Here is a 23,955-nt window from a genome sequence, read left to right on the forward strand (position 1 = left end):
CACCTGTCCGGAGAAGCACCCATGAACTTCCAGCAATTGCGCTTCGTACGCGAAGCCGTGCGTCAGAACATGAATCTGACCGAAGTCGCCAATGTCCTTTACACGTCGCAATCGGGCGTGTCCAAGCAGATCAAGGATCTCGAGGACGAACTCGGCGTCGATATCTTCATCCGCCGCGGCAAGCGGCTCACCGGCCTGACCGAGCCGGGCAAGGCGGTGCATCAGCTGATCGAGCGGATGCTGCTCGATGCGGAGAACCTGCGCCGCGTCGCGCGCCAATTCGCGGACCAGGACAGCGGCCGCCTCGTCGTCGCGACGACGCACACGCAGGCGCGCTACGCGCTGCCGAAGGTGATCCGCCAGTTCACCGAGGTGTTCCCGAAGGTGCATCTCGCGCTGCGCCAGGGCAGCCCGCAGCAGATCGCGCAGATGATCATCAACGGCGAGGCCGATATCGGGATTTCGACCGAAGCGCTCGACCGCTTTCCCGACATCGTGACGTTCCCGTGCTACTCGTGGCACCACATCGTCGTCGTGCCGAAGCACCATCCGCTCGTCGGCCGCGAGAACCTGACGCTCGAAGAGATCGCCGAGTATCCGATCGTCACCTACGACCAGGACTTCACGGGCCGCTCGCACGTCGACCAGGCGTTCGCGCAGGCGGGTGCGCTGCCGGACGTCGTGCTGACCGCGATCGATGCGGACGTCATCAAGACTTATGTCGAGCTGGGCATGGGGATCGGCGTGGTGGCCGCGATGGCGTTCGATCCGAAGCGCGATACGGAGCTTGCCGCGCTCGATACGCAGCATCTGTTCGAGGCGAGCACGACGCGCGTCGGGCTGCGCAGGGGGGCGTTCCTGCGCGCGTACGCTTACAAGCTGATCGAGATGTTCGCGCCGCATCTGAGCGAGGCGGAAATCGCCGGTCAGTTGAGGGAAGCGGCTTAAATCCCCGCTCAGGAGGGAGTCGACGCGTCTAAAATGGCGCCCATGGCTACCTCGACCACTTCCATCTCCTCCTCCCCGCGCGCGCTGCCGCGCATCGCCGTGCTCGCGACCGGCGGCACGATCGCCGGCTCGGCGGCCGATTCCGCGCAGACGGCGGGCTATCAGGCCGGCGTCGTCGGCGTCGACAAGCTGCTCGCCGCGGTGCCCGGCCTCGCGAACGTCGCGCACATCGAGGCCGAGCAAGTCGCGAGCATCGACAGCAAGGACATGCCGCTCGCGCTGTGGGCGACGCTCGCCGGGCGCGTCGACGCCTTGCTCGCGAGCGGCGACGTCGACGGCGTCGTCATCACGCACGGCACCGATACGCTCGAAGAGACCGCGTACCTGCTGCATCTGACCGTCAAGAGCGCAAAACCCGTCGTGCTGACGGCTGCGATGCGGCCGTCGTCGGCGCTTTCGGCCGACGGTCCGCTGAACCTGCTCGGCGCCGTGACGGTGGCGGCGAGCCCGGCCGCGCGCGGGCAGGGCGTGCTCGTCGCGTTCAACAACCGGATTCACAGCGCGCGCGACATCGTCAAGACCAGCACTTATGCGGTCGATGCGTTCCAGTCGCCGGAAATCGGCGCGCTCGGCTGGGTGCAGGATGGGCGTGTCGAGTTTCAGCGCGGCGTGGTGCGGCCCCATACTTCCGGCACGCCGTTTTCGGTCGGCTCGGTTGCGGTGGAATGGCCCGTCGTCGATATCGTCGCGAGCTATGCGGGTGCGTCGCGCGTGATGGTCGATGCGCTGGTGGCGGCGGGCGTGCGCGGCATCGTCGTCGCCGGCACGGGCAACGGTTCGATCCACGCGACGCTGCAAAGCGCGCTGGCCGAAGCGGTGAAGAAGGGTATTGCCGTGGTGCGTTCGTCGCGCGTGGGCTCGGGCCACGTCATGCGCAACGGCGCGGCGCCTGACGATGCGCTCGGCTTCGTGAGCGCCGGGACGTTGAATCCGTACAAGGCGCGCGTGTTGCTGATGCTTGCGCTGGCCTCGGGCAAGTCGGCGGCCGCCGAGCTGCAGCCGATCTTCGACCAATACTGATCCGATTGAAACGTAGCAATCCGACAGCCGGACACCCGACGACGACGTCTGACCGACCAAGGCTTCCCCGGCGCCGCCGGGTGCCGCTGCGGACCCCACCTGCCGCTCTCAGCCCAGAGCGGCCGTTTTGCCTGTCCGGCGCGCGTGGCTCGATACCGCTCGAATCACGCGCGCCGGACGAGGCGCCCCACATTCCGGCGGCCACGCACGGGGCATGGCGCCGATGTATCTACCTCCCTTGCTGCCTGAGGCCGCGCTGACGCGGCCTTGGCATTCACTTTTGCCGTCTTAAGCGCTGGCGATTTCGAAGTTCGCCATGATTTCGAGCGCGCGGATCAACGCCGAGTGATCCCAGGCCTTGCCGCCGTTCGCGGCGCAGACGCTGAAGAGCTGTTGCGCGCTCGCCGTGTGGGGCAGGGCGATGCCCAGCTTGCGTGCGCCGTCGAGCGCGAGGTTCAGGTCCTTCTGGTGCAGCTCGATGCGGAAGCCCGGGTTGAACGTGCGCTTCGTCATCCGTTCGCCATGCACTTCGAGAATGCGCGACGACGCGAAGCCGCCCATCAGCGCACGGCGCACGCGCTCGGGATCGGCGCCGGAACGCGACGCGAACAGGAGCGCCTCGGCCACCGCCTCGATGTTCAGCGCGACGATGATCTGGTTCGCGACCTTGGTCGTCTGGCCGGCACCGTTGTCGCCGACGAGCGTGATGTTCTTGCCCATCAGATCGAAGAGCGGCCTCGCGCGCTCGAACGCCTTTTCGGGGCCGCCGACCATGATCGAGAGCGTCGCGTCGCGCGCACCGACTTCGCCGCCCGACACCGGCGCGTCGAGGTAGTCGCAGCCGAGCGCGTTGATCTTCTTCGCGAACTCTTGCGTCTCGAGCGGCGAAATCGAGCTCATGTCGATCACGAGCTTGCCGGCCGAGAGGCCCTTCGCGACGCCGTCGTCGGCGAACAGCACGTTCGCGACGTCGGGCGTGTCCGGCACGATCGAGATGACGATGTCCACCGCTTGCGCGACCGCCGTCGAGTTCGCGGCGACCGTCGTCTGTGAGCGCAGGTCGTCCGGCACCGGGTAGGCGCCGTTCACGAACAGCGTATGGCCGCCCTTGATGAGATTGCGCGCCATGTGCGCGCCCATGATGCCGAGGCCGATGAAACCGATCTTTGCCATTTGGTTGTCTTCCGTATGTTTGATCTTGGAATGAATGCGCCGCGCAGCATGCGACGAGCGCCCCGACTTACGCCGCTTTCTGTCCCGCGACGCGCTGCAGCCAGCCCAAGCCCTCGACGGTCGTCGTGCGCGGCTTGTACTCGCAGCCGATATAGCCTTCGTAGCCGAGCGAATCGAGCAGCGCGAACAGGAACGCGTAGTTGATTTCGCCCGTGCCCGGCTCGTTGCGGCCCGGGTTGTCGGCCAGCTGGATGTGCGCGATCGACGGCAGGTTCTTCTTGATGGTCGCGGCCAGCTCGCCTTCCATCCGCTGCATGTGATAGATGTCGTACTGCAGGAACAGATTGTCCGAGCCGACCGCGCGGATCACGTCGAGCCCTTCGCTCGAGCGGTTCAGCGCGAAGCCGGGAATGTCGTACGCGTTGCAGGGCTCGACGAGCAGCTTGATGCCTTCCTTCTTCAGCTCGCCCGCGGCAAAGCGCAGGTTGTCGACGATCGTCGCGCGCGCACGGTCTTTGTCGACGCCGGCCGTCGGAATGCCGACGAGGCAGTTCAGCTGCGGCGCCTTCAGCGCTTTCGCGTACTGGATCGCGCGGCCGACGCCTTCCTGAAACTCGCCGACCCGGTCGGGCAGGCAAGCGATCCCGCGTTCACCCGCTTCCCAGTTGCCGGCGGGCAGGTTGTGCAGCACGAGGCGCAGCTTGTTCGCTTCGAGCCGCTCGGCGAGTTCCGCCGTCGAGAACGGATACGGAAACAGGAATTCGACTGCATTGAAGCCCGCGTCGGCGGCCGCCTTGAAGCGGTCGAGGAACGGCACTTCGTTGAAGAGCATCGTCAGGTTGGCTGCAAATTTCGGCATGGCAATGTGTCTCGCTGGTCGGTCAGTGGTCGTTCAAAGTGCTAGTCGAATCAGTCGAGCATGGAGATCGCGGTCGGCGCGTCCTGCTTTTTCTCGGCCAGTTCTTCGAACTCGTTGATTGCGTCGATCTCGGTGCCCATCGAAATGTTCGTCACGCGCTCGAGAATCACTTCGACGACGACCGGCACGCTGAACTCGGAGAGCATCGACTGCGCCTTTTCGAGCGCGGGCTTGATGTCTTCCGGCTTGAACACGCGGATCGCCTTGCAGCCGAGGCCTTCGGCAACCGTCACGTGATCGACGCCGTAGCCGTTCACTTCCGGCGCGTTGATGTTCTCGAATGCGAGCTGCACGCAGTAGTCCATGTCGAACGCTCGCTGTGCCTGGCGGATGAGGCCCAGGTACGAGTTGTTCACGACGACGTGCACGTACGGCAGCTTGAATTGCGCGCCGACCGCCAGCTCTTCGATCATGAACTGGAAGTCGTAGTCGCCCGAGAGCGCCACGATCGGACGCTGCGGGTCTGCCGCACGCACGCCGAGCGCGGCCGGAATCGTCCAGCCGAGCGGGCCCGCCTGGCCGCAGTTGATCCAGTTGCGCGCCTTGAAGACGTGCAGGAACTGGGCGGCGGCGATCTGCGACAGGCCGATCGTGCTCACGTAGCAGGTGTCGCGGCCGAACACGCGGTTCATTTCTTCGTAGACGCGCTGCGGCTTGATCGGCACGTTGTCGAAGTGCGTCTTGCGCAGCATCGTGCGCTTGCGCTCCTGGCATTCCTTGACCCAGGCGCTGCGGTCCTTCAGCTTGCCGGCTGCCTTCCATTGCGTAGCGACTTCGACGAACAGTTCGAGCGCCGCCTTGGCGTCCGACACGATGCCGAGATCCGGGCCGAACACGCGGCCGATTTGCGTCGGCTCGATATCGACGTGCACGAACTTGCGGCCCTTCGTATAGACGTCGACGCTGCCCGTGTGGCGGTTCGCCCAGCGGTTGCCGATGCCGAGCACGAAGTCGGACGCGAGCATCGTCGCGTTGCCGTAGCGGTGCGACGTCTGCAGGCCGACCATGCCGGCCATGAGCGGGTGGTCGTCGGCAATCGCGCCCCACGACATCAGCGTCGGGATCACCGGCACGCCGAGCGTTTCGGCGAATTGCACGAGCAGGTCTTCAGCCGCGGCGTTGAGCACGCCGCCGCCGGAGACGATCAGCGGCTTTTCGGCGTCGTTGAGCAGCGTGAGCGCAGCTTCGATCTGCTTCTTCGTCGCCTTCGGCTTGTAGACCGGCAGCGGTTCATAGGTGTCGATGTCGAACTCGATCTCGGCGAGCTGCACGTCGATCGGCAAGTCGATCAGCACGGGGCCGGGACGGCCCGAGCGCATCAGGTGGAAGGCCTGCTGAAACGCACGCGGCACGAGCGCCGGCTCGCGCACGGTGACGGCCCACTTCGTGACGGGCTTGGCGATCGATTCGATGTCGACGGCCTGGAAGTCTTCCTTGTACAGACGCGCGCGCGGTGCCTGGCCCGTGATGGCGAGAATAGGAATCGAGTCAGCCTGGGCGGAGTAAAGACCGGTGATCATATCGGTGCCGGCCGGGCCCGACGTGCCGATGCACACGCCGATGTTGCCCGGCGCGGCGCGCGTATAGCCCTCGGCCATGTGCGAGGCGCCCTCGACGTGGCGCGCGAGCACGTGGCTGATGCCGCCGGCCTTCTTCATCGCCGAGTAGAGCGGGTTGATCGCGGCGCCCGGAACGCCGAAAGCGGTGTCGATGCCTTCTTTTTCGAGCACGAGCACGGCTGCGTCGACGGCTCTCATCTTGGCCATGGAATGTCTCCTGAATGTCAGCTAAAGGGTGTTGAGAAGCACTGTAAGGCCGCGTCCAAGGTTTGATAAGATCAGTCCGGGTCGCTTATTTCGAAACAAAAAGTATGGAATGTGCGGATGCCGAGTCAGCGTCGGCGCGGCGCGCTTTGCCATGTCCAGGCTGGCAGTCGTGCCTAAGCGGAAACCCTGATGGGTGGGAGACAACACGATGGACCGCTTCAAGCAAATCGAAACTTTCGTGCGCGTCGCCGATGCCGGCAGCCTCGCGGCCGCGGCGCTGGAGGAGGGCGTCTCGCCGGTGATCCTCGGGCGGCGCATCGACGCGCTCGAAAAGCGGCTCGGCGTCAAGCTGATGTACCGCTCGACGCGGCGGCTCGTCGTCAGCGAAGAGGGCGCGTCGTTTCTCGAACGCTGCCGGGGGCTGCTCTCCGAATGGGAGCAGGCCGAGAACGAACTCGCGGCGGGACGGCGCTCGGTGGGCGGGCACCTGATCGTGTCGGCGCCGGCCGCCTACGGCCGCAAGCACGTCGCGCCGCTGGCCCCCGCGTTCCTGATGGACAAGCCCGACTTGCAGATGTCGTTCAATCTGACCGACCGCGTCGTCGATCTGGTGCGCGAAGGCTACGACCTGTCGATCCGGATCGGCGGCGCGGTCGATCCGAACTTCGTCGCGGTGAAGCTCGCCTCGAACCGGCGTGTGGTGTGCGGCACGCCCAGCTACTTCAAGAAGCACGGCAGGCCGACGTCACTCGAAGATCTGCCGAACCACAACTGCCTCGCCTTCAACCTGCAAGGCGGGCAGAACCGCGGCTGGTATTTCCGCCGCAACGGCAAGCTCGTGACGGTGCGCGTCGCCGGCACGCTCGATTGCAACGACGGCGAGCTGTTGCACCGCTGGGCGTCGGAGGGGCTCGGGCTCGGCTGGCGCTCGACGTGGGAAATCAATCAGCAGCTCGCGCGCGGGGAGCTCGAAACCGTGCTCGACGAATATGCGCTGCCCGATTACGACATCCTCGCCGTCTATCCGCAGCAGCGCTATGTGCCCGCGAAAGTGCGCTACTTCATCGATTACCTGAAAGAGGCGTACGCGCGCCCGGGGTACTGGAGCGAGAACGAATAGGCGCGAGCCGCCGCAGGCGCGCAAGCGAGGCGCTCCTCAGCCGGCGACGATCGTCCCGTTCATCGTCTCGCGCCCCGAGCCGCCAAAGCACGCCGTGTTTCATTCCCGCTTTTTTTCGGCCGATTTCAGTTGATGCGGGGGCCGTGGGAATAAACTCGACTCGTCGTCGGTATTCCATGCGTGAGCCTTTTGGGGACTAAGGGTGGGCGACACCAATCAATGTGCGGCTGACCAGCGGACGCTCGACGAGCGCAACCGCCGCTTTCAGCAGATGGCGCTGCCGCATCTCGACGCGGCCTACAACCTCGCGCGCTGGCTATGCGGCAATGCGAACGATGCGGACGACGTCGTGCAGGAGGCTTATCTGCGCGCGTTCCGCTTCTTCGATAACTTCCGCGGCGACAGCATGCGGCCGTGGCTCTTCGCGATCGTGCGGCGCACCTGGTACACGGAATGGCGGCGGCGCGCGTCGTCGCCCGAGGTTCAGGCGTTCGAGGACGCCGAGCCGGGCGACGAATCCGCCGACGAGACGTTCGAAGGCTGGTCGCGCTCGATCGAGGATCCGCAGACGGTGCTGATCCGCGACGAAGACGTGCGCCTCGTGCACGCGGCGCTCGAAAAGCTGCCGGTCGAGTTTCGCGAGGTGCTGATCCTGCGGGAACTGGAGGACATGAGCTACCGCGACATCGCGGCGATCGCCGATCTGCCGGTCGGCACGGTGATGTCGCGGCTCGCGCGGGGGCGCCGCAAGCTGGCTGCCGCGCTGCACGCGCTGCAAGCGCCGGGGGCGGGGGCCGTGCAGGATGCCCAAGCCGCGCATGCGGCGGACGCTTCGCGCGACACCGGTGCCGATGCCTGGCCAACCCGGCGCTTGCCCGCCACGCCCGCAGCCGACAGCGGTGCATGGGACCCGAGTAAGCGCTAAAGCGCTAACTCGGGTCGACCGCGGTGCATGGGACCCGAGTAAGCGCTAAAGCGCTAACTCGGGTCGACACAGGAGAATTTAGATGGACTGTAAAGAAGCGCGGCCGCTGATCGATGCGAATGCCGACCGCGAACTTTCGGCGCCCGACGCCCGCCGCGTTCAAGCGCATTTGGCCGAGTGCCCCGATTGCCAGCGCGAAAGCGCAAACGTGCGGGCGCTCGGCGACACGTTGCGCGCGGCCGGCTACCATCGGGCGCCCGAATCGTTGCGGGCGCGGATTCTGGCCGAGTTGCCGCCGCTTGCGGAGCCGGAACCGGAGGTCGAGCCTGCTGGACAGCCGGATGCCCAATTTCGGCCCGAGCCCGCGCGGGCCAAAGCGCGCGGCCGCAGTCCGCTCGACGGCTGGCGCGGCTGGTTCGGCGGCCGCCGGCCTTCGTTCGGGCCGCAGCCGGCGGGCGGGGCCGCGTGGTCGGTCGGCTGGGCGGGCGCGCTCGTCATCGCGATCGCGGCCGCGGCGGTAGGGGTGACGCTCGCGCTCCATCGTCCGGCGGGAGTCGGCCCGATCGCCGACGAGCTGGTGTCGAGCCATGTCCGCGCGCTGCTGTCGGACCGCGACATCGACGTGATCTCGACCGACCAGCACACGGTCAAGCCCTGGTTCAACGGCAAGATCGACTATTCGCCGCCGGTCGAGGATTTGGCGGCCAGCGGCTTTCCGCTGGTCGGCGGGCGGCTGGACTATGTCGCACACCGGCGTGTCGCTGTGATGATCTACCGGTACCGGAAGCATCCGCTCGACCTCTATGTGTTCCCAGAATCGTCGGACAGCGCAGATCGTCCGCCCGACACGCTCGTGCGCGAAGGCTACGCGCTCTCGCGCTGGCAGGAAGGCGGGATGACGTACTGGGCGATCACCGATGCGTCGCCGGATGCACTCGTCGCGTTCAAAGCCGCGCTGCAATCGCGGCTGCACGGCGCGGGCTGAGGCCCACGCCGGCGGCCGTCCCCCGTCCCCCTAAATCCTTGAAAACACGGCCGATTCCGTCCGGGGAAGTGCTATTTGGCTTGCATGCCGGGCCAAAGCCGGGTTAGAATCTTCGGCTTCTCACTTGCCACACCGGTTCCGACGCCCGGGTGGCTTTAATCCACAAGGAGTGTGTATGCGTCATTACGAAATCGTCTTCATCGTGCACCCCGATCAAAGCGAGCAAGTGCCCGCGATGATCGAGCGTTACAAGTCCACGATCACCACGCACGGCGGCCAAGTCCACCGTATCGAAGACTGGGGCCGTCGCCAACTGGCCTACATGATCGAGAAACTCGCGAAGGCTCACTACGTCTGCATGAACATCGAATGCGACCAAGCCACGCTCGACGAACTCGAGCACGCATTCAAGTTCAACGACGCCGTGCTGCGTCACCTCATCGTCAAGATGAAGAAGGCCGAAACCGGCCCGTCGCCGATGATGAAGGAAGTGCAGCGCGAAGAAGCCAAGAAGGCGGCTGCGTCGTCGCAACCGTCCGAAGCGCAGGCTTAAGGACTCGGGTTTTACTCATAGTTACTAAGCCACCAAGGCTCAATCTGCTCTCGTGAACCGGCTGCAACTCACGGCCAGCGTCGTCGAACGCGAACCGGTGCGGTACACCCCCGCCGGCGTTCCGATCGCAAGCTGCACGTTGCAGCACCGCACGGAAGTCGTGGAGGCGGGCATTGCCCGGCAAATCGAACTGACGATGCCGGCGGTTGCCGCGGGAGCCGCGAGCGGCAAGCTGGAGGCCTGCGAGATGGGCGTCGATACGCTCTTCACCGGCTTCCTGGCGAAGAAAAGCCGCAACGCGCGAACCTTGGTGTTTCACATCACTGAATTGCAGGACATTGGAAAGGACTGAACATGCCCCGCCCGACTGGTAAGAAATTCGACAAGCGTCGTCAGCAACAAAATCCGCTCTTCAAGCGCAAGAAGTTCTGCCGCTTCACGGCTGCCGGCGTCGAGTACATCGACTACAAGGACACGGAAACGCTGAAGGACTTCATCGGCGAAAACGGCAAGATCACGCCGGCTCGTCTGACGGGTACGAAGGCCCACTATCAACGGCAGCTCGACACGGCCATCAAGCGCGCACGTTTCCTCGCGCTGCTGCCGTACACCGATCTGCACAAGGCCTAATCAGACGACGCAATAAGGAGAATCCGAATGCAAATCATTCTTTTGGAAAAAGTCGTCAACCTGGGCAACCTCGGCGACATCGTCAAGGTGAAAGACGGCTACGCACGTAACTTCCTGATCCCGAAAAAGCAAGCACGCCGCGCGACCAAGGAAGCGATCGCCGAATTCGAAGTCCGCCGCGCGGAACTCGAAAAGACAGCTGCTGAAAAGCTGGCCGCCGCTCAAGCGCAAGGCGAAAAGCTCGCTGGCCTGACCGTTCAGATCGCGCAGAAAGCGGGCGTTGACGGCCGTCTGTTCGGCTCGGTGACCAACGCGGACATCGCCGAAGCGCTGAAGGCTCAAGGCTTCGACGTGGAAAAGGCGCAAGTGCGCATGCCGGAAGGCCCGCTGAAGATGGTCGGCGACCATCCGGTGCACGTCTCGCTGCACACCGATGTCCTCGTCGACGTCACCGTGTCGGTGCTGGGCGAGCACGCCTAAGCCTCGCTTGGGGCACGGCGCGTAGCACAAGCCGTATTGCGCCGAGCCGGTGAATCGCCGGTTCGGTGCACAGTAAAGAGGACAGGGGCCGGGTAACCGGCCCCTGTCTTTTTTATGGCTATCGGCGCCAGCCGGGCTGGCACTATGACGCCCATTTCGCGATAATTCCTCCCCATGAACGCACCGCCGAAAGATCCCCAACTCGAGTCTCTGAAAGTCCCGCCGCATTCGATCGAGGCCGAGCAGTCGGTACTCGGCGGGCTCCTGCTCGACAACGCGGCATGGGACCGTATCGCCGACTTCCTGTCGCAGAGCGATTTCTACCGCTACGATCACCGGATCATCTTCGAGCACATCGGCAAGCTGATCGCCTCGACGCGGCCCGCCGACGTGATCACCGTCTACGAGGCGCTCGGCACCTCGGGCAAGGCGGAGGAGGTGGGCGGCCTTGCGTACTTGAATGCACTCGCGCAGAACACGCCGAGCGCGGCCAATATCCGCCGCTACGCGGAAATCGTGCGCGACCGGGCGGTGCTGCGCCGGCTCGTGTCGGTGGCCGACGAAATTTCGGCCGACGCGTTCAATCCGCAAGGCAAGGAAGTCCGCCAACTGCTCGACGAAGCGGAATCGAAGGTGTTTTCGATCGCCGAGGACGGCGCGCGCGGCACGCAGGGCTTTCTGGAGATCGGGCCGCTGCTCACGCAGGTGGTCGAGCGGATCGACACGCTGTACCACACCGCGAACCCGAGCGACGTGACGGGTACGCCGACGGGTTTCGTCGATCTCGACCGGATGACCTCCGGCATGCATGGCGGCGAGCTGATCATCGTGGCGGGAAGACCGTCAATGGGTAAGGCGCAACCGCTCGACGCGTGCATCAAGACGCTGTCAGGCTGGAAAAGGATGGGCGAGCTCGAGGTCGGCGACGCGCTCGCCTCGGTCGACGGCGCGCCTTCGATCGTGACGGGGCTTTATCCGCAAGGCGAGCGGCAGGTTTATCGCATGCGGTTTTCCGATGGCCGTTCGACGGAGTGCTGCGACGAGCATCTTTGGCGAGTCCATTACCGCCAGTGGCCTGTGCCCCGCATCCTGAACACAGCCGAGATTCGCACGTTGGTCACGCGCGAGCGCTACAAGAACCGGTTGTGGATCGATCTGCCGAGCGGCGATTTCGGCCATAACGAGGCATTGCCTGTCGATGCATGGGTACTTGGCGCCTTGCTCGGTGACGGCACGCTGGGCGGCACGGCAGTGCGCTTTAGCGTCAAGGCCGAGGAGACCTTGAACCGGATGCGCGAGCGAGTCGGGGGGACGCTGGAGCTCGAATACGCCGGCCAGTACGACTGGCGCATCAAGCGCAGCAGCATGGAAGGCGCGGCGCGCGCACCGGTCAATCCGCTCAAGCAGTCCCTCGAGCAGCTTGGTTTGTGGGGGCGCACGAGCTACGACAAGTTCATTCCGCGCGATTATCTCGATGCGGCCAAGCCGGTGCGGCTCGATCTGCTGCGCGGGCTGCTCGATACCGACGGTTGGGTCGAATCGTGGGGCACCGTGCGTTACTCGACCGCGAGCCCGCAGCTCGCGCGCGACGTTTGCGAGCTCGTCCGCTCGCTTGGCGGCTGGTGCACGATCACCGAAAAAGAAACGTCCTTTACACGCGACGGCGTACGCGCTGCCGGCGCGTTGGTGTACCTCTGCACGATCAGCCATCCCGATCCGCAAAACTTGTTCTTGTTCGAGGGCAAGCGCGACCGGCTCTCGGCGGGACGTGTGCGCCGCAAGCTGCCGGTGATCACGGCGATCGAGCCGACCCGGACCGCCAATACGCAGTGCATCTCGGTCTCGCACCCGACACGCCTCTATCTCACCGACGACTACGTAGTCACGCATAACACGGCGTTTTCGATGAACATCGGCGAATACGTCGCCGTCGAATACGGCTTGCCGGTCGCGGTGTTCTCGATGGAAATGCCGGGCACGCAGCTCGTGATGCGGATGCTCGGGTCGGTCGGCCGGCTCGACCAGCATCGCATGCGGACCGGGCGTCTGACCGACGAAGACTGGCCGAAGCTCACGCACGCGGTGCAGAAGATGAGCGAGGCGCAAATCTTCATCGACGAAACCGGCGGCCTGAATCCGATGGAATTGCGCTCGCGCGCGCGGCGGCTCGCGCGCCAGTGCGGCAAGCTCGGCCTCATCATCGTCGACTACCTGCAGCTGATGTCGGGCTCGTCGCAGGGCGAGAACCGCGCGACGGAAATCTCCGAAATCTCGCGTTCGCTCAAGGGCCTCGCGAAAGAGTTGGATGTGCCGGTGATCGCGCTGTCGCAGTTGAACCGCGGTTTGGAGCAGCGTCCGAACAAGCGTCCGGTGATGTCGGACTTGCGGGAATCGGGCGCTATCGAACAGGACGCGGACGTGATCCTCTTCATCTATCGCGACGAGGTTTACAACCCCGACAGCCAGGACAAAGGCACGGCCGAAATCATTATCGGCAAGCAGCGTAACGGTCCGATCGGGCCGGTGCGGCTGACGTTCATCGGGCAATACACGAAGTTCGACAACTTCGCGGGCGCGCAGAACTTCTACGGCGGCGAATAAGCACGAAGAAACCGAAGAGCACGAAGGTCGGCCGCAAAGTAAAGCGCTGCGTGAGAAAACGTTGCTTTCCTCGTTCGTGCGACTTTGCAGGTTCGGCAGGGAATCCGGAACCGTTACAATGTTGCGGTTTTATGTCAGCCACACCGTGACCATTTTCTGGGATTCCAATGTTCGGCCGATTCATGCCCACCGAGGGCAAGTTCTTTGAAATCTTCAATACGCACGCGAACTACATCGTGACCGCCAGTCAGGAGCTCGAGCTCCTGATCGACAATCTCGACGACGCCGAGATTCACAAGCAGAACGTCCAGGCGAACGAAAAAGCGGCCGACAAGGTCACGCACGAAGCGATCGACCTGCTGCACAAGACCTTCATCACGCCGCTCGACCGCGACGAAATCCACAAGCTGATCACGACGATGGACGACACCCTCGACCTGATGGAGGACGTCGCCACGGCTATTTCCCTATACGACGTGCAGGCCGTCACGCCGGAGGCGCGCGAGCTTGCCCACTTATGCACGGCGAGTGTCAAGCACGTGCAGGCAGCGGTGGGCCTCCTGTCGGACATGAACCAGGCAGCGCGGATCCTGGCAGCTTGCGAGGAGATCGACCGCCTGGAGTCGGACGCCGACCGCGTGCTGCGCTCGGCGATCTCGAAGCTTTTCCGCGAAGAAGACGATGTGAAGACGCTCATCAAGCTGAAGGCGATCTACGAGCTGCTCGAAACGATCACCGACAAGTGCGAGGATGTCGCGAACATCATCGAAGGTATCGTGCTGGAAAACGCGTAAGCGAGCGGACCGCCACCGATGCAATCGATCCAACTCGCCCTTTGGGCGCTTGCGACGCTGGTCGTGGTCGCGCTGGTGTTCGACTTCATGAACGGTTTCCACGATGCGGCGAACTCGATCGCCACGGTCGTGTCGACCGGCGTTCTGAAGCCGCAGCAAGCGGTGGCCTTCGCCGCCGCGTTCAACGTCATCGCCTATTTCATCTTCCGCCTCAAAGTTGCGCAGACGGTCGGCAAAGGCACGATCGATCCCGATATCGTCGATCACTACGTCGTCTTCGGCGCGCTCGTCGGCGCGATCGGCTGGAATGTCGTGACCTGGCGCTACGGCATTCCCTCGAGTTCGTCGCATGCCTTGATCGGCGGGCTGGTCGGCGCGGCGCTCGCGAAGTCGGGCTGGGGCTCGCTCAACTGGGACGGCCTTCTGAAGACCGTCGCGTTCATCTTCGTCTCGCCGCTGCTCGGTTTCGTGCTCGGCTCGTTCTTCATGCTGGCCGTGTCGTGGATGTACTTCCGCACGCCGCCGAGCAAGGTCGACGGGCGCTTCAGGCGCATGCAGCTCGTGTCGGCCGGTCTCTATAGCCTTGGGCACGGCGGCAACGACGCGCAGAAGACCATCGGGATTATCTGGATGCTCTTGATCGCTACCGGCTACGCGTCGGCGACCGCCGATGCGCCGCCGATCTGGGTGATCGGCGCGTGCTATCTGTCGATGGGGCTCGGCACGCTGTTCGGTGGCTGGCGCATCGTCCGCACCATGGGGCAGAAAATCACGAAGCTGAAACCCGTCGGCGGCTTCTGCGCGGAGACGGGCGGCGCGATTACGCTGTTTGTTGCGTCGGCGCTCGGCATCCCGGTGTCGACCACGCACACGATCACCGGCGCGATCGTCGGCGTGGGCGCGACGCAGAAACTCTCTGCGGTGCGCTGGGGTGTGGCGGGCAATATCGTCTGGGCCTGGCTGCTGACGATTCCGGCCTCAGCGCTGCTCGCGGCGGTCGGCTGGTGGTTCGGCCATCGCTTCATGTAGTCGTCGGGTTTTGCCGCAGCTGGCTGCGGCGCTCCCAGGGCCGTCAGATCAGGGCCGAAGCGCCGCCGTCCATCGGCACGATGGCTCCCGTCACGTAGCTCGCCCGGCGGCTCGCGAGAAAGAGCGCGACGTCCGCGATCTCCTCCGGCTTGGCGTAGCGTCCGAGCGGCACCTGCGCTTCGCCGCGCGCGAGGGCTTCTTCGGTGCTGATGCCTTGCCTCGATGCTTCCAGTCGAAGCGCTTCTTCGACACGCTCGGTCAGCGTCGAACCGGGATTGATCGCGTTGATACGAATGCCGAGGCGCGCGTAGTAGTGCGCGAGGCCGACGCTTGCGAGCATCAGCGCGGCATTGGCCGCGCCGCCCGCGATATGGATGTCGCTCGCGATCTTGCCGCCCATCCCGATGATGTTGACGACCGCTCCCGGCTCGGCTGCACCGCCTGCTTTCAGGCGGTCGGCCATGCGACGCAGCACCGCTTGCTGCGTGTGGATGTACGGAAAATATTTGGCTTCCATCGCCGCCTTGAACGCGGCGGCGTCGAGCGTTGCCGGCTCGTAGCGCTTCGCCGCGCCGGCGCTGTTGACGAGGATATCGATCGGGCCGACAGCCGTCGTGGCTTCTTCGACCACGTCCTCCGCGCTGTGTGCCTCGTGCAGGTCGGCGCGGGCGAGATGGACGTGATGGCCGTCCGAGGCAAGTACCTCGCGCGCTCGCGCGAGATTGGCCGGATCGCGCGACACGATCGCGACTTTGGCGCCTTCTGCAGCGAACGCTCGCGCACAAGCCAGTCCGATGCCCTTGCTGCCGCCCGTGATCAACACCACCTTGCCTTCGAGACCCAGATCCATCGCCGCTCCTCGCCCATTAATGTGTTGTCGCGTAGGAAACGATAGCAGAACGATGTGGGCCGCGCTGTCGATTGGGGGGCTGGCGCGAGAATCGGCGCGCCGGTCGGCCGTCAGTCGCCGCCGTTGGCGAAGCGAGCGATCGGGTCGTCGGAGGTGGAGGTCGGGGCGGGCACGCTGGGCGATGCCGTGGACGCCCGCATGATCCGCACGCCATTCGTGGCAGCGGGCGAGGCCGATGCGGCAGCTTGCTGGACCTGACGCTCGGCGACAGCCGCTGGGGGCGGCGGCTCGAATGCGTCGGTGGCGGCGGCGTCGACGGCGTCGGGTGCGTTGGCGGTGTTTGCCGGCGCGGCAGTGGCGAGCGATGGAGCGGCTGCGCCGGTTGTTCCGGCCGGAGCGGGCGCGGCCGTGGCATACGCAGTTCCAGCTGCCGCCGGCACCGGCGAACTTGGCGCGGGCGCTTCGCGTGGCGCGGCGAGATAGGTCGGCGCATCGAACGGCGCCGGTTTTTCGAGCGGCGGCGCCACGCGCCGAATGCCGTCGAAGCGCTTCGCCCAATACGGGTTCGTCAAATAGTCCAGCCGCACGGTGCCGCCCGTCGCCGGCGCGCTGACGAAGCGCAGCTTGCCGACGTAGATGCCGACGTGCGAATGCGCCCGGCCGGTCGTATTGAAGAAGATCAGGTCGCCCGGCGCGATTTCGTCGGGGTCGATCGATTCGCCTCGACCGCTCATGTCGGCGGTCGTGCGCGGCAGATTGACGGAAGCGGCTCGCAGGACGACATAGTGAACGAGGCCGCTGCAATCGAAGCCGCTGTCGGGCGTATTGCCGCCCCAGCGGTACGGCACGCCGACGAGGCCCATTGCCTGAATGGAAATCTCTTCGCGGCCGATGCTGTGATCGACGAAGTTCGGGAAGCCCGGTGGAGGCTCGGTCCGATAGGCGCTGCCCGCGCTGCCTGCCGGGCCCGAGCTGCGCGAAACCTTTTGCGGCGCGCTCGAACACGCGGCAAGCAACAGGACGATCAGCAGCGGGAACCAAAGTCGGCGCATGGATAGGGGCGACAGAGCGCGAGCGAGGCTCGCCTATCGTATGACTAACGGGCGATGGGCCGATGGTAGCCCGCCAGACAGGCCTCCGGCAAGGGTTCTTCAGAACTTACCTGAACTATCGCGGCTAAGTGTTGCTTGGCGAGCAAGAGCGAATTGTGCGTGCCGGCTACCTATTGAGCATCGAAACGCTAAAAAAAAGCCGCATCGGGTCGTCCCGGATGCGGCTTTCGAACAACGAGAAACGCGCTTTAAAGGATATCGGAGGCGTAATCGGCCAATCGCGAACGCTCGCCGCGCGCGAGCGTCACGTGACCGCTATGCGCCCAGCCTTTGAAGCGGTCGACGACATACGTGAGGCCCGAGCTGCCTTCGGTGAGATAGGGCGTGTCGATCTGCGCGATATTGCCGAGGCAGATGATCTTCGTGCCCGGACCCGCGCGCGTGATCAGCGTCTTCACCTGCTTCGGCGTCAGGTTCTGTGCCTCGTCGATGATCAAGTACTTGTCGACGAAGGTCCGGCCGCGCATGAAGCTCATGCTCTTCACCTTCAGGCGCGATCGGATCAGCTCCTGCGTCGCCGCGCGGCCCCATTCGCCGGCTGCGTCGTCGGTTTTCTGGAGCACTTCGAGGTTGTCGTCGAAGGCGCCCATCCACGGCTGCATCTTCTCTTCCTCGGTACCCGGCAGGAAGCCGATGTCCTCGCCGACCGGCACCGTCGCCCGCGTGACGATGATCTCGTTGTAACGCTTGTCGTCGAGCACTTGCGCGAGGCCCGCCGCGAGGGCGACGAGCGTCTTGCCGGTGCCCGCCTGGCCGAGCAGGGTGACGAAGTCGATCTCGGGGTTCATCAGCAGGTTCAGCGCGAAGTTCTGCTCGCGATTGCGCGCCGTGATGCCCCACACGTTGTTCTTATGGTGGCCGTAGTCGCGCAGCGTTTGCAGCAACGCCGTCTTGCCGTTCAGCTCGCGCACGATCGCGTGGAACGCGGGCTCGCCGTTCTGCGGCTCCAGATAGACGAACTCGTTGACCAGCAGCGACGAGCACAGCGGACCGGTCACACGGTAGTACGTGGTGCCGGTCTTCGTTTCCTGCCAGCTCTCCATGCCCTTCGCGTGCTTCGTCCAGAAGTCCTGCGGCAGCGCGCGCACGCCGGAGAAGAGCAAGTCCTTGTCTTCGAGAACCTGGTCGTTGAAGTAGTCTTCGGCGGGCAGGCCGAGCGCGTGCGCCTTGATCCGCATGTTGATGTCTTTCGACACCAGCACGACCTGGCGGTCGACACGGCCGCGCTGCAGCGCGCGCACGACACCGAGAATCTGGTTGTCGGCCTTGCCCTGCGGCAGGCCTTCGACCGGCTCGATATCGGTCAGCTTGGTCTGGAAGTAGAGGCGCCCTAGCGCCTCGCGGCTGCCGAGCCGCGACAGCGGCAGGCCTTCGGCGATGTCGCCCGCGTTCGCGACGAGCGAGTCGAGCGTGCGGCTGACCTGGCGCGCATTGCGCGCGACTTCCGACATCCCCTTCTTGTGATCGTCGAGCTCTTCGAGCGTCATCATCGGCAGATAGACGTCGTGTTCCTCGAAATGGAAGAGGCAGGTCGGGTCGTGCATCAGCACGTTCGTGTCGAGCACGAACAGCTTGCGGACTTCGGTCTCGCCGGTTTTGCGGGCGCGGGCTCTCTCCGCGCTGCGGGCCTTCGGCGCGGCAGCGGCAGGCGTGTCCGCAGCGGGTTTGTCGTGGCGTGCGACGGGCGTGTGCGCCGGCTGCGGGGCCGGCACGGGCTGCAACAGCGCCGCCGTCTGCCTGGGTTTTCGACCGCGCGCGGCCGGCGCAGTTTCTGCGGCGGGGGCGGCAGTCTCGACGGGACGCAGGGTCGTGGCGGTATTGGCTGCGCGCGTCATCGGTTCGGCGACGCTTGCCGGACCGCTCATCGAGCTGTAGTCGGCCGATTCTGCTTGCTCCCCAACAGTGTCCTGTTTCTTCGCGTGTTTGGCAGGCCGTGCTTTGGCCTTGTATTCATCGGGTGACAACAGGTTGCCGAGCTTGCTGGGTGGGGTAGGCAAAGGCATGAGTTCCCTCGAAAAAATCGGGTCGCATATCGTGCGCTGCTTGATCGACCCGCTGTTTCCCGTCGTGTGACGCACGCGGTTCTGACAAGCAGCGCGCTTTCAATTTCGAAACGCCGGTTCGCCTAGTTTTCGATCGACTCCTTGACAGAAGAGAGTTGCCGGCGTGCTAGGCCGGCTCGGTCCAAATCGCGTTGCATGGGACAAGAGTCAGTGCTCCGCATGGGACCAGAATCACGCGCTAAAGCGCGACTCTGGTCGACAGCTGAAGCGCTGACTCGGGTCGACAAAAAAGCCGCTGCCCCGTAACCGGAGCAAGCGGCTCGACTTCGAGTATCGCGCGGCGCCTGGCGACTAAGGCTTCAACGGCCGTGAAGCCGGCGCGGCAGCGAAAAAAATGGGGTGGACAGGCACTCATTGCAACCCAATATAACGCGCCTCAAAGCGCTTGTACAGCCTCCAGCGCCTCGTCAACGTGGCCCGGCACCTTGACGCCGCGCCACTCGTGGCGCAGGACGCCGTCAGCGTCGATGAGGAACGTGGAGCGTTCGATTCCACGCACCTGTTTGCCATACATTTTCTTCATTTTGATGACGTCGAAGAGCGTGCAGAGCGTCTCGTCGGGGTCCGAAATCAGCGGGAACGGCAGTTCCAGCTTGGCCTTGAAGTTGTCGTGCGAGCGGATGCTGTCGCGCGACACGCCGACGATCTCCGCCCCCGCCTTCTCGAACTTCGGATAGAGGTCGCGAAATTGCAGGCCTTCGGTCGTGCAGCCGGGCGTGTTGTCCTTCGGATAGAAATACAGCACCACCTTCTTGCCCCGCAAACCTGACAGCGTGAAATCGCCGCCGGTCGCAGCGGCGGTGAAATCGGGGACGGGTTGGTCGACTGCGATGGACACGTGGTTCTCCTATTGTTATGGCGAGGGCTGCCATTCGATGCGCAGGCGGCCCACGAGGGCTTGAAGCGGAGGAGGCGACCCAGGCCTGCGGTACGCGCTTGGTCGGGCTGGATTAATCGGGCTGGACGACCAGTTCGCCGGAGCGGCCCGCAATCTCGCCCCATACGACAGGGTATGACGGCAAGGTGTCGCGGTCCAGCGCAGCATGATAGTCGCCCATCGTCGCAAACGTGTGACCTTGCGCGCGCCAGCCTGCCAGCAATTGCTCGAACACCGGCGCGAGCTTCTGGCCTTCGAGTTCCGCGTGCAGCGTGAAGACCTGGTCGTGCGGATTATTTTCGGTCTGCCGCAGAATGCGCGCGGCGACGCTGGCCTCGTCGACGCCGTCGATCCCCAACACTTCGTCGAGCGTCGGAAGCGTGGTGGGCATTTGCACGTGGGTCAGCGTCTTGCCATCGACGACCGGAAAGTACGGCGTATGCCCACGCCCGTCGGACGCGTAGCGCATGCCCCAGGCGTCGATCTGCTTGAACGCGTGGCCGTTCATCTGCCAGCCGGCCGCGCCGTGCGTGACGGGCGGCGCGCCGAAGATGTCGATGAAGCGCTCGTAGCTCTTCTGCATTTCGTGCGCGGTCCAGTCGGACGAACGCGAGCGCACGTTGTCCTGCCAATACACGTGGTCCCACGTGTGGATGCCGCACTCGAATCCGGCTTCGTGGATCGCGCGCATGTCGGCCGCTGCCCGCACGCCGATATCGGGCCCGGGCAGCAGCACGCCGTACATCAATTGCTTCACGCCGTAGTGCTCGACCACCGACGTGCGCGACACCTTCTTCAGAAACCCCGGACGCAGCACACGGCGCATCGCCCAACCGGTGTGGTCGGGCCCGAGGCTGAAGAGGTAGGTGGCGCGCGCCTTGAAGCGATCGAGCATGCGCGCGAGATTCGGCACGCCTTCGCGCGTGCCGCGCAGCGTGTCGACGTCGATCTTCAGGACGATGCGGGCCAAGGAGCGGTCCTTATCCCTGTTGTTCGACGAGCGCGCGGGCGTCGCCCACGTGGCCGCGATACGCTTCGAAGATCTTGCGCAAGGCGTCGTCGAACGTGGCTTGGGGCGCCCAGTTCAATTCCTGCATTGTGTTTTCGATCTTCGGCACGCGGTTCTGCACGTCCTGATAGCCGTTGCCGTAGTAGGCGCCCGACGACGTTTCGACGAGATTCACCGCTTTGGCCGACTCGGCGTACTCGGGGTACTCCGCCGCGAGCGCGAGCATCTTGTGTGCAAGCTCGCGCACCGAGAAGTTGTTCTTCGGGTTGCCGATGTTGTAGATCTTGCCCGACGCGACGCCGTTCGGATTATCGATGATCTTCATCAGCGCGCTGATGCCGTCGTCGATATCGGTGAACGCGCGCTTTTGCGAGCCGCCGTCGACGAGGCTGATGTTCTCGCCGCGCACGATGTGGCCGAGGAACTGCGTGACCACGCGCGAGCTGCCTTCCTTCGGCGTGTAGATCGAGTCGAGGCCCGGGCCGATCCAGTTGAACGGGCGGAACAGCGTGAAGTTCAGGCCCTCTTGCATGCCGTAGCCCCAGATCACGCGGTCCATCAATTGCTTCGAGCACGCGTAGATCCAGCGCGGCTTGTTGATCGGGCCGTAGGTGAGCTGCGACGCTTCCGGATCGAATTCCTCGTCGGCGCACATGCCGTAGACCTCGGAGGTCGACGGGAACACGAGGTGCTTCTTGTATTTCACGGCCGAGCGCACGATCGGCAGGTTCGCCTCGAAGTCGAGCTCGAACACGCGCAGCGGCTGCTGCACGTAGGTGGCGGGCGTGGCGATCGCGACGAGCGGCAGGATCACGTCGCACTTCTTCACGTGGTACTCGACCCACTCCTTGTTGATCGTGATGTCGCCTTCGAAGAAGTGCATCCGTTCGTGATTCGCGAGGTCGCCAAGGCGGTCGGTCTGCATGTCCATGCCGAAGACTTCCCAGTTGGTGGTCTCTAGAATGCGCTTGGACAGGTGGTGGCCGATGAAGCCATTGACACCCAGAATCAGGACTTTTTTACCGGAACCTTCGATTTTCATGAATGACGGGACGAGTGAATGAGCTGAACGAACTGTGAGGGGGTGACGACGGGTTGATCGCCGTCGCGCTGGTGCCGCAGTTCGGAAATGGCGACGGCCCGGCCGTCGCCGCAGACGCCAAGAAACGCATTATCGCTTACGTGCACTCCCGGCGGCAAATCTGCAAGGCTTACCGTCGCCTGTGCCAAATTGGGCGCGCCAGGGCCGGCCAAGCGCGCCCGCGCGACGATGAAACGTTCGGCGCCGATGTCGGTGAAGGCGCCGGGATAGGGCGGCGCGACTGCGCGTATGAGGTTGTAGACCTGCTGCGCCGGCTGCGACCAGTCGATGCGGCCGTCCTCCGGCTTGCGCCCGCCGAAGTAGCTGCCGTGCGCGAGATCGTTCGGCAGATGCGGCGCTTCGCCTTTGATGAGCGCGGGCAGCACACGCCAGAGCGTCTGCTCGGCGGCGACCGTCACTTTGTCGAAGACTTGGGCGGCCGTGTCGTCGGGCAGGATTGGCACCGGAGTCTGCGCGATGATCGCGCCGGCGTCGGGCTTCGCGGCCATTTCGTGCAGCGTCGCGCCGGTTTCGGTCTCGCCGTTCAGCACGGCCCAGTTGGTCGGCACGCGGCCGCGGTACTTCGGCAGCAGCGACCCGTGCAGGTTGTACGCGCCGCGCGCGGCGATCGCGAGCAGGTCGACCGGCAGCATGTGCCGGTAGTAGAACGAGAAGATGAAATCGGGCTTGGCGCGGCTCACCGCGACGCGCAGCTCGGCGCTTTTCGGGTCGGCGGGCGTGATCGTGGGGATGCCGTGCTCGGCCGCCACGGCCGCCACGCTGCCGAACCAGATGTTCTCGGTTGCGCTGTCTTCGTGCGTGACGACGAGCGCGACGTCGACGCCGCGCGCGAGCAGCACCTGCAGGCAGCGCACGCCGACGTTGTGATAGGCGAAGACGACGGCGCGCGGTTTCATCGGTTGATGCCCTGATCGGCGATGTTGGCGGGCTGCACGGCTTGCACCGGCTCCTGAACGGGCGCGCTCGCGACGTGCTCGCCGTCGCGCTGTTCGAGGATCGTCTGCACGAGATAGCGGGGCCGGGCGCGCACTTGCTGATAGATGCGGCCGATGTACTCGCCGAGCAGACCGAGCGCGAAGATGATCACGCCGAGCAGGAAGAACGTGATGGCGAAGAGCGTGAACACGCCCTGGACTTCCGCCCCGATGATGAAGCGGCGAATCACGAGCAGCACGAAGAGGCCCGCCGAGCCCATCGACAGAATCACGCCGATGAACGACAGCCACTGCAGCGGCACGACCGAGAAGCCGGTCACGAGGTCGAAATTCAGGCGGATCAGGCTATAGAGCGAGTACTTCGATTCGCCGGCGAAACGCTCCTCGTGCGCGACTTCGACTTCGATCGGGTTCTGTGCGAACGTGTACGCGAGGGCGGGGATGAAGGTGTTGATCTCGCCGCAGCGGTTGATGGTGTCGATGATGTGGCGGCTGTACGCGCGCAACATGCAGCCCTGGTCGGTCATCTTGATGCGCGTGATGCGCTCGCGCAGACGGTTCGTCGCGCGCGACGCCTTGCGGCGCCACAGGCTGTCCTGCCGCTGCCGGCGAATCGAGCCGACGTAGTCGTAGCCCTCGTGCATCTTCGCGACGAGCTTGCCGATCTCCTCGGGCGGGTTTTGCAGGTCGGCATCGAGCGTGATGACGATGTCGCCGCGCGACTGCTCGAAGCCCGCCAGGATCGCCATGTGCTGGCCGTAGTTGCCGTTCAGGAGAATCACGCGCGTCGTATCCGGCCGCGCGCGGAACTGCTCGGCGAGCATCGCCGCGGATTTGTCGCGGCTGCCGTCGTTGATGAAGATGATTTCGTAGGCTGTCCCCAATGCGTCGAGCGCCGGATAGAGGCGCGAGAAGAGCGCGGCGAGCCCCGCCTCCTCGTTGTACACGGGGATGACGACCGAGACTTCCGGTGGCGCGAAGCGCTGATCCGTTTGACTCATTTC

22 protein-coding genes and 1 pseudogene are annotated in these 23,955 nt (G+C 64.7%); 12 read left to right on the forward strand and 11 right to left on the reverse strand.

Features of this window, described 5'->3' with window-relative positions; genetic code table 11:
• The first annotated feature begins 21 nt into the window (after positions 1-21).
• On the forward strand, positions 22-948 hold the full coding sequence (locus tag J3489_RS11770) for a CysB family HTH-type transcriptional regulator (RefSeq protein WP_206998115.1): 927 nt from the start codon (positions 22-24) through the stop codon (positions 946-948).
• Between the two features lie 42 nt (positions 949-990).
• Positions 991-2,028, forward strand: a complete 1,038-nt coding sequence (locus J3489_RS11775) for an asparaginase (protein ID WP_206998116.1) — start codon at positions 991-993, stop codon at positions 2,026-2,028.
• 288 nt (positions 2,029-2,316) lie between these two features.
• On the opposite strand, the gene J3489_RS11780 is transcribed toward J3489_RS11775, so the two are convergent.
• From J3489_RS11780 to gcl, 3 genes are all read right to left on the reverse strand, one after another.
• Positions 2,317-3,201 carry a 2-hydroxy-3-oxopropionate reductase gene (locus J3489_RS11780; RefSeq protein WP_206998117.1) on the reverse strand — a complete coding sequence of 295 codons (885 nt, stop codon included), beginning with the start codon at positions 3,199-3,201 and terminating at the stop codon, positions 2,317-2,319.
• 67 nt (positions 3,202-3,268) lie between these two features.
• Positions 3,269-4,060 (reverse strand): hydroxypyruvate isomerase, encoded by a 792-nt coding sequence (gene hyi, locus J3489_RS11785; RefSeq protein ID WP_206998118.1) that lies wholly within the window; start codon positions 4,058-4,060, stop codon positions 3,269-3,271.
• Positions 4,061-4,110: 50 nt separating this feature from the next.
• Entirely contained in the window at positions 4,111-5,886 is a 1,776-nt protein-coding gene (gene gcl / locus J3489_RS11790) for a glyoxylate carboligase (protein WP_206998119.1), read from the reverse strand.
• Between the two features lie 208 nt (positions 5,887-6,094).
• On the opposite strand from gcl, the gene J3489_RS11795 reads away from it, so the two are divergent.
• From J3489_RS11795 to J3489_RS11840, 10 genes and pseudogenes are all read left to right on the forward strand, one after another.
• Positions 6,095-7,006 carry a LysR family transcriptional regulator gene (locus J3489_RS11795; RefSeq protein WP_206998121.1) on the forward strand — a complete coding sequence of 304 codons (912 nt, stop codon included), beginning with the start codon at positions 6,095-6,097 and terminating at the stop codon, positions 7,004-7,006.
• A gap of 202 nt (positions 7,007-7,208) precedes the next feature.
• A complete protein-coding gene (locus J3489_RS11800; protein WP_206998123.1) occupies positions 7,209-7,931 on the forward strand; it encodes an RNA polymerase sigma factor in 723 nt (240 codons plus the stop codon).
• An 82-nt stretch (positions 7,932-8,013) separates the two neighbouring features.
• Positions 8,014-8,916 (forward strand): anti-sigma factor family protein, encoded by a 903-nt coding sequence (locus J3489_RS11805; protein ID WP_206998125.1) that lies wholly within the window; start codon positions 8,014-8,016, stop codon positions 8,914-8,916.
• A 175-nt stretch (positions 8,917-9,091) separates the two neighbouring features.
• Positions 9,092-9,469: a 30S ribosomal protein S6 gene (gene rpsF / locus J3489_RS11810; protein ID WP_137332243.1), complete on the forward strand. Its 378-nt coding sequence runs from the start codon at positions 9,092-9,094 to the stop codon at positions 9,467-9,469.
• A gap of 52 nt (positions 9,470-9,521) precedes the next feature.
• The gene (priB, locus tag J3489_RS11815; RefSeq protein WP_206998126.1) at positions 9,522-9,821 is read left to right on the forward strand and encodes a primosomal replication protein N; all 300 of its coding nucleotides are present in this window, start codon (positions 9,522-9,524) and stop codon (positions 9,819-9,821) included.
• Positions 9,822-9,823: 2 nt separating this feature from the next.
• Positions 9,824-10,099, forward strand: a complete 276-nt coding sequence (gene rpsR, locus J3489_RS11820; RefSeq protein WP_007000150.1) for a 30S ribosomal protein S18 — start codon at positions 9,824-9,826, stop codon at positions 10,097-10,099.
• A gap of 27 nt (positions 10,100-10,126) precedes the next feature.
• A complete protein-coding gene (gene rplI / locus J3489_RS11825) occupies positions 10,127-10,579 on the forward strand; it encodes a 50S ribosomal protein L9 (protein WP_206998127.1) in 453 nt (150 codons plus the stop codon).
• Positions 10,580-10,753: 174 nt separating this feature from the next.
• On the forward strand, positions 10,754-13,180 hold the full coding sequence (dnaB, locus tag J3489_RS11830) for a replicative DNA helicase (RefSeq protein WP_206998128.1): 2,427 nt from the start codon (positions 10,754-10,756) through the stop codon (positions 13,178-13,180).
• Positions 13,181-13,347: 167 nt separating this feature from the next.
• Positions 13,348-13,974, forward strand: a complete 627-nt coding sequence (locus tag J3489_RS11835; protein ID WP_206998129.1) for a DUF47 domain-containing protein — start codon at positions 13,348-13,350, stop codon at positions 13,972-13,974.
• Positions 13,931-15,003, forward strand: a pseudogene (locus J3489_RS11840) (inorganic phosphate transporter). The gene J3489_RS11835 and the pseudogene J3489_RS11840 overlap by 44 nt, the downstream one beginning before the upstream one ends.
• 43 nt (positions 15,004-15,046) lie before the next feature.
• Here the strand turns inward: J3489_RS11840 and J3489_RS11845 are convergent.
• The 8 genes from J3489_RS11845 to J3489_RS11880 form a co-directional block, all read right to left on the reverse strand.
• Complete coding sequence (locus tag J3489_RS11845; RefSeq protein WP_206998132.1) at positions 15,047-15,853, reverse strand: SDR family oxidoreductase; 807 nt, start codon at positions 15,851-15,853, stop codon at positions 15,047-15,049.
• Between the two features lie 110 nt (positions 15,854-15,963).
• The gene (locus J3489_RS11850) at positions 15,964-16,905 is read right to left on the reverse strand and encodes a C40 family peptidase (protein ID WP_206998134.1); all 942 of its coding nucleotides are present in this window, start codon (positions 16,903-16,905) and stop codon (positions 15,964-15,966) included.
• Positions 16,906-17,153: 248 nt separating this feature from the next.
• Entirely contained in the window at positions 17,154-18,968 is a 1,815-nt protein-coding gene (locus J3489_RS11855) for a PhoH family protein (protein ID WP_206998136.1), read from the reverse strand.
• 436 nt (positions 18,969-19,404) lie between these two features.
• The gene (locus J3489_RS11860; RefSeq protein ID WP_206998138.1) at positions 19,405-19,866 is read right to left on the reverse strand and encodes a peroxiredoxin; all 462 of its coding nucleotides are present in this window, start codon (positions 19,864-19,866) and stop codon (positions 19,405-19,407) included.
• A 112-nt stretch (positions 19,867-19,978) separates the two neighbouring features.
• The gene (locus J3489_RS11865) at positions 19,979-20,875 is read right to left on the reverse strand and encodes a polysaccharide deacetylase family protein (protein WP_206998140.1); all 897 of its coding nucleotides are present in this window, start codon (positions 20,873-20,875) and stop codon (positions 19,979-19,981) included.
• Between the two features lie 10 nt (positions 20,876-20,885).
• Positions 20,886-21,956 carry a bifunctional UDP-4-keto-pentose/UDP-xylose synthase gene (locus tag J3489_RS11870; protein ID WP_206998142.1) on the reverse strand — a complete coding sequence of 357 codons (1,071 nt, stop codon included), beginning with the start codon at positions 21,954-21,956 and terminating at the stop codon, positions 20,886-20,888.
• Complete coding sequence (locus J3489_RS11875; RefSeq protein ID WP_206998144.1) at positions 21,953-22,912, reverse strand: formyltransferase; 960 nt, start codon at positions 22,910-22,912, stop codon at positions 21,953-21,955. Before J3489_RS11875 ends, J3489_RS11870 begins: the two co-directional genes overlap by 4 nt.
• Positions 22,909-23,952 (reverse strand): glycosyltransferase, encoded by a 1,044-nt coding sequence (locus tag J3489_RS11880; RefSeq protein ID WP_206998146.1) that lies wholly within the window; start codon positions 23,950-23,952, stop codon positions 22,909-22,911. The genes J3489_RS11875 and J3489_RS11880 overlap by 4 nt, the downstream gene beginning before the upstream one ends.
• Positions 23,953-23,955 lie beyond the last annotated feature (3 nt).

This window comes from Trinickia mobilis (genome assembly GCF_017315705.1).
GTDB classification, from domain to species: Bacteria; Pseudomonadota; Gammaproteobacteria; order Burkholderiales; family Burkholderiaceae; genus Trinickia_A; species Trinickia_A mobilis.

Excerpts from the sequence above, each read along its gene's own strand:
- J3489_RS11770 (WP_206998115.1), top strand. The coding sequence starts at position 22 with ATGAACTTCCAGCAATTGCGCTTCGTACGCGAAGCCGTGCGTCAGAAC.
- J3489_RS11775 (WP_206998116.1), top strand. The coding sequence starts at position 991 with ATGGCTACCTCGACCACTTCCATCTCCTCCTCCCCGCGCGCGCTGCCG.
- J3489_RS11780 (WP_206998117.1), bottom strand. The coding sequence starts at position 3,201 with ATGGCAAAGATCGGTTTCATCGGCCTCGGCATCATGGGCGCGCACATG.
- hyi (WP_206998118.1), bottom strand. The coding sequence starts at position 4,060 with ATGCCGAAATTTGCAGCCAACCTGACGATGCTCTTCAACGAAGTGCCG.
- gcl (WP_206998119.1), bottom strand. The coding sequence starts at position 5,886 with ATGGCCAAGATGAGAGCCGTCGACGCAGCCGTGCTCGTGCTCGAAAAA.
- J3489_RS11795 (WP_206998121.1), top strand. The coding sequence starts at position 6,095 with ATGGACCGCTTCAAGCAAATCGAAACTTTCGTGCGCGTCGCCGATGCC.
- J3489_RS11805 (WP_206998125.1), top strand. The coding sequence starts at position 8,014 with ATGGACTGTAAAGAAGCGCGGCCGCTGATCGATGCGAATGCCGACCGC.
- rpsF (WP_137332243.1), top strand. The coding sequence starts at position 9,092 with ATGCGTCATTACGAAATCGTCTTCATCGTGCACCCCGATCAAAGCGAG.
- rpsR (WP_007000150.1), top strand. The coding sequence starts at position 9,824 with ATGCCCCGCCCGACTGGTAAGAAATTCGACAAGCGTCGTCAGCAACAA.
- rplI (WP_206998127.1), top strand. The coding sequence starts at position 10,127 with ATGCAAATCATTCTTTTGGAAAAAGTCGTCAACCTGGGCAACCTCGGC.
- dnaB (WP_206998128.1), top strand. The coding sequence starts at position 10,754 with ATGAACGCACCGCCGAAAGATCCCCAACTCGAGTCTCTGAAAGTCCCG.
- J3489_RS11835 (WP_206998129.1), top strand. The coding sequence starts at position 13,348 with ATGTTCGGCCGATTCATGCCCACCGAGGGCAAGTTCTTTGAAATCTTC.
- J3489_RS11845 (WP_206998132.1), bottom strand. The coding sequence starts at position 15,853 with ATGGATCTGGGTCTCGAAGGCAAGGTGGTGTTGATCACGGGCGGCAGC.
- J3489_RS11850 (WP_206998134.1), bottom strand. The coding sequence starts at position 16,905 with ATGCGCCGACTTTGGTTCCCGCTGCTGATCGTCCTGTTGCTTGCCGCG.
- J3489_RS11855 (WP_206998136.1), bottom strand. The coding sequence starts at position 18,968 with ATGCCTTTGCCTACCCCACCCAGCAAGCTCGGCAACCTGTTGTCACCC.
- J3489_RS11870 (WP_206998142.1), bottom strand. The coding sequence starts at position 21,956 with ATGAAAATCGAAGGTTCCGGTAAAAAAGTCCTGATTCTGGGTGTCAAT.
- J3489_RS11875 (WP_206998144.1), bottom strand. The coding sequence starts at position 22,912 with ATGAAACCGCGCGCCGTCGTCTTCGCCTATCACAACGTCGGCGTGCGC.
- J3489_RS11880 (WP_206998146.1), bottom strand. The coding sequence starts at position 23,952 with ATGAGTCAAACGGATCAGCGCTTCGCGCCACCGGAAGTCTCGGTCGTC.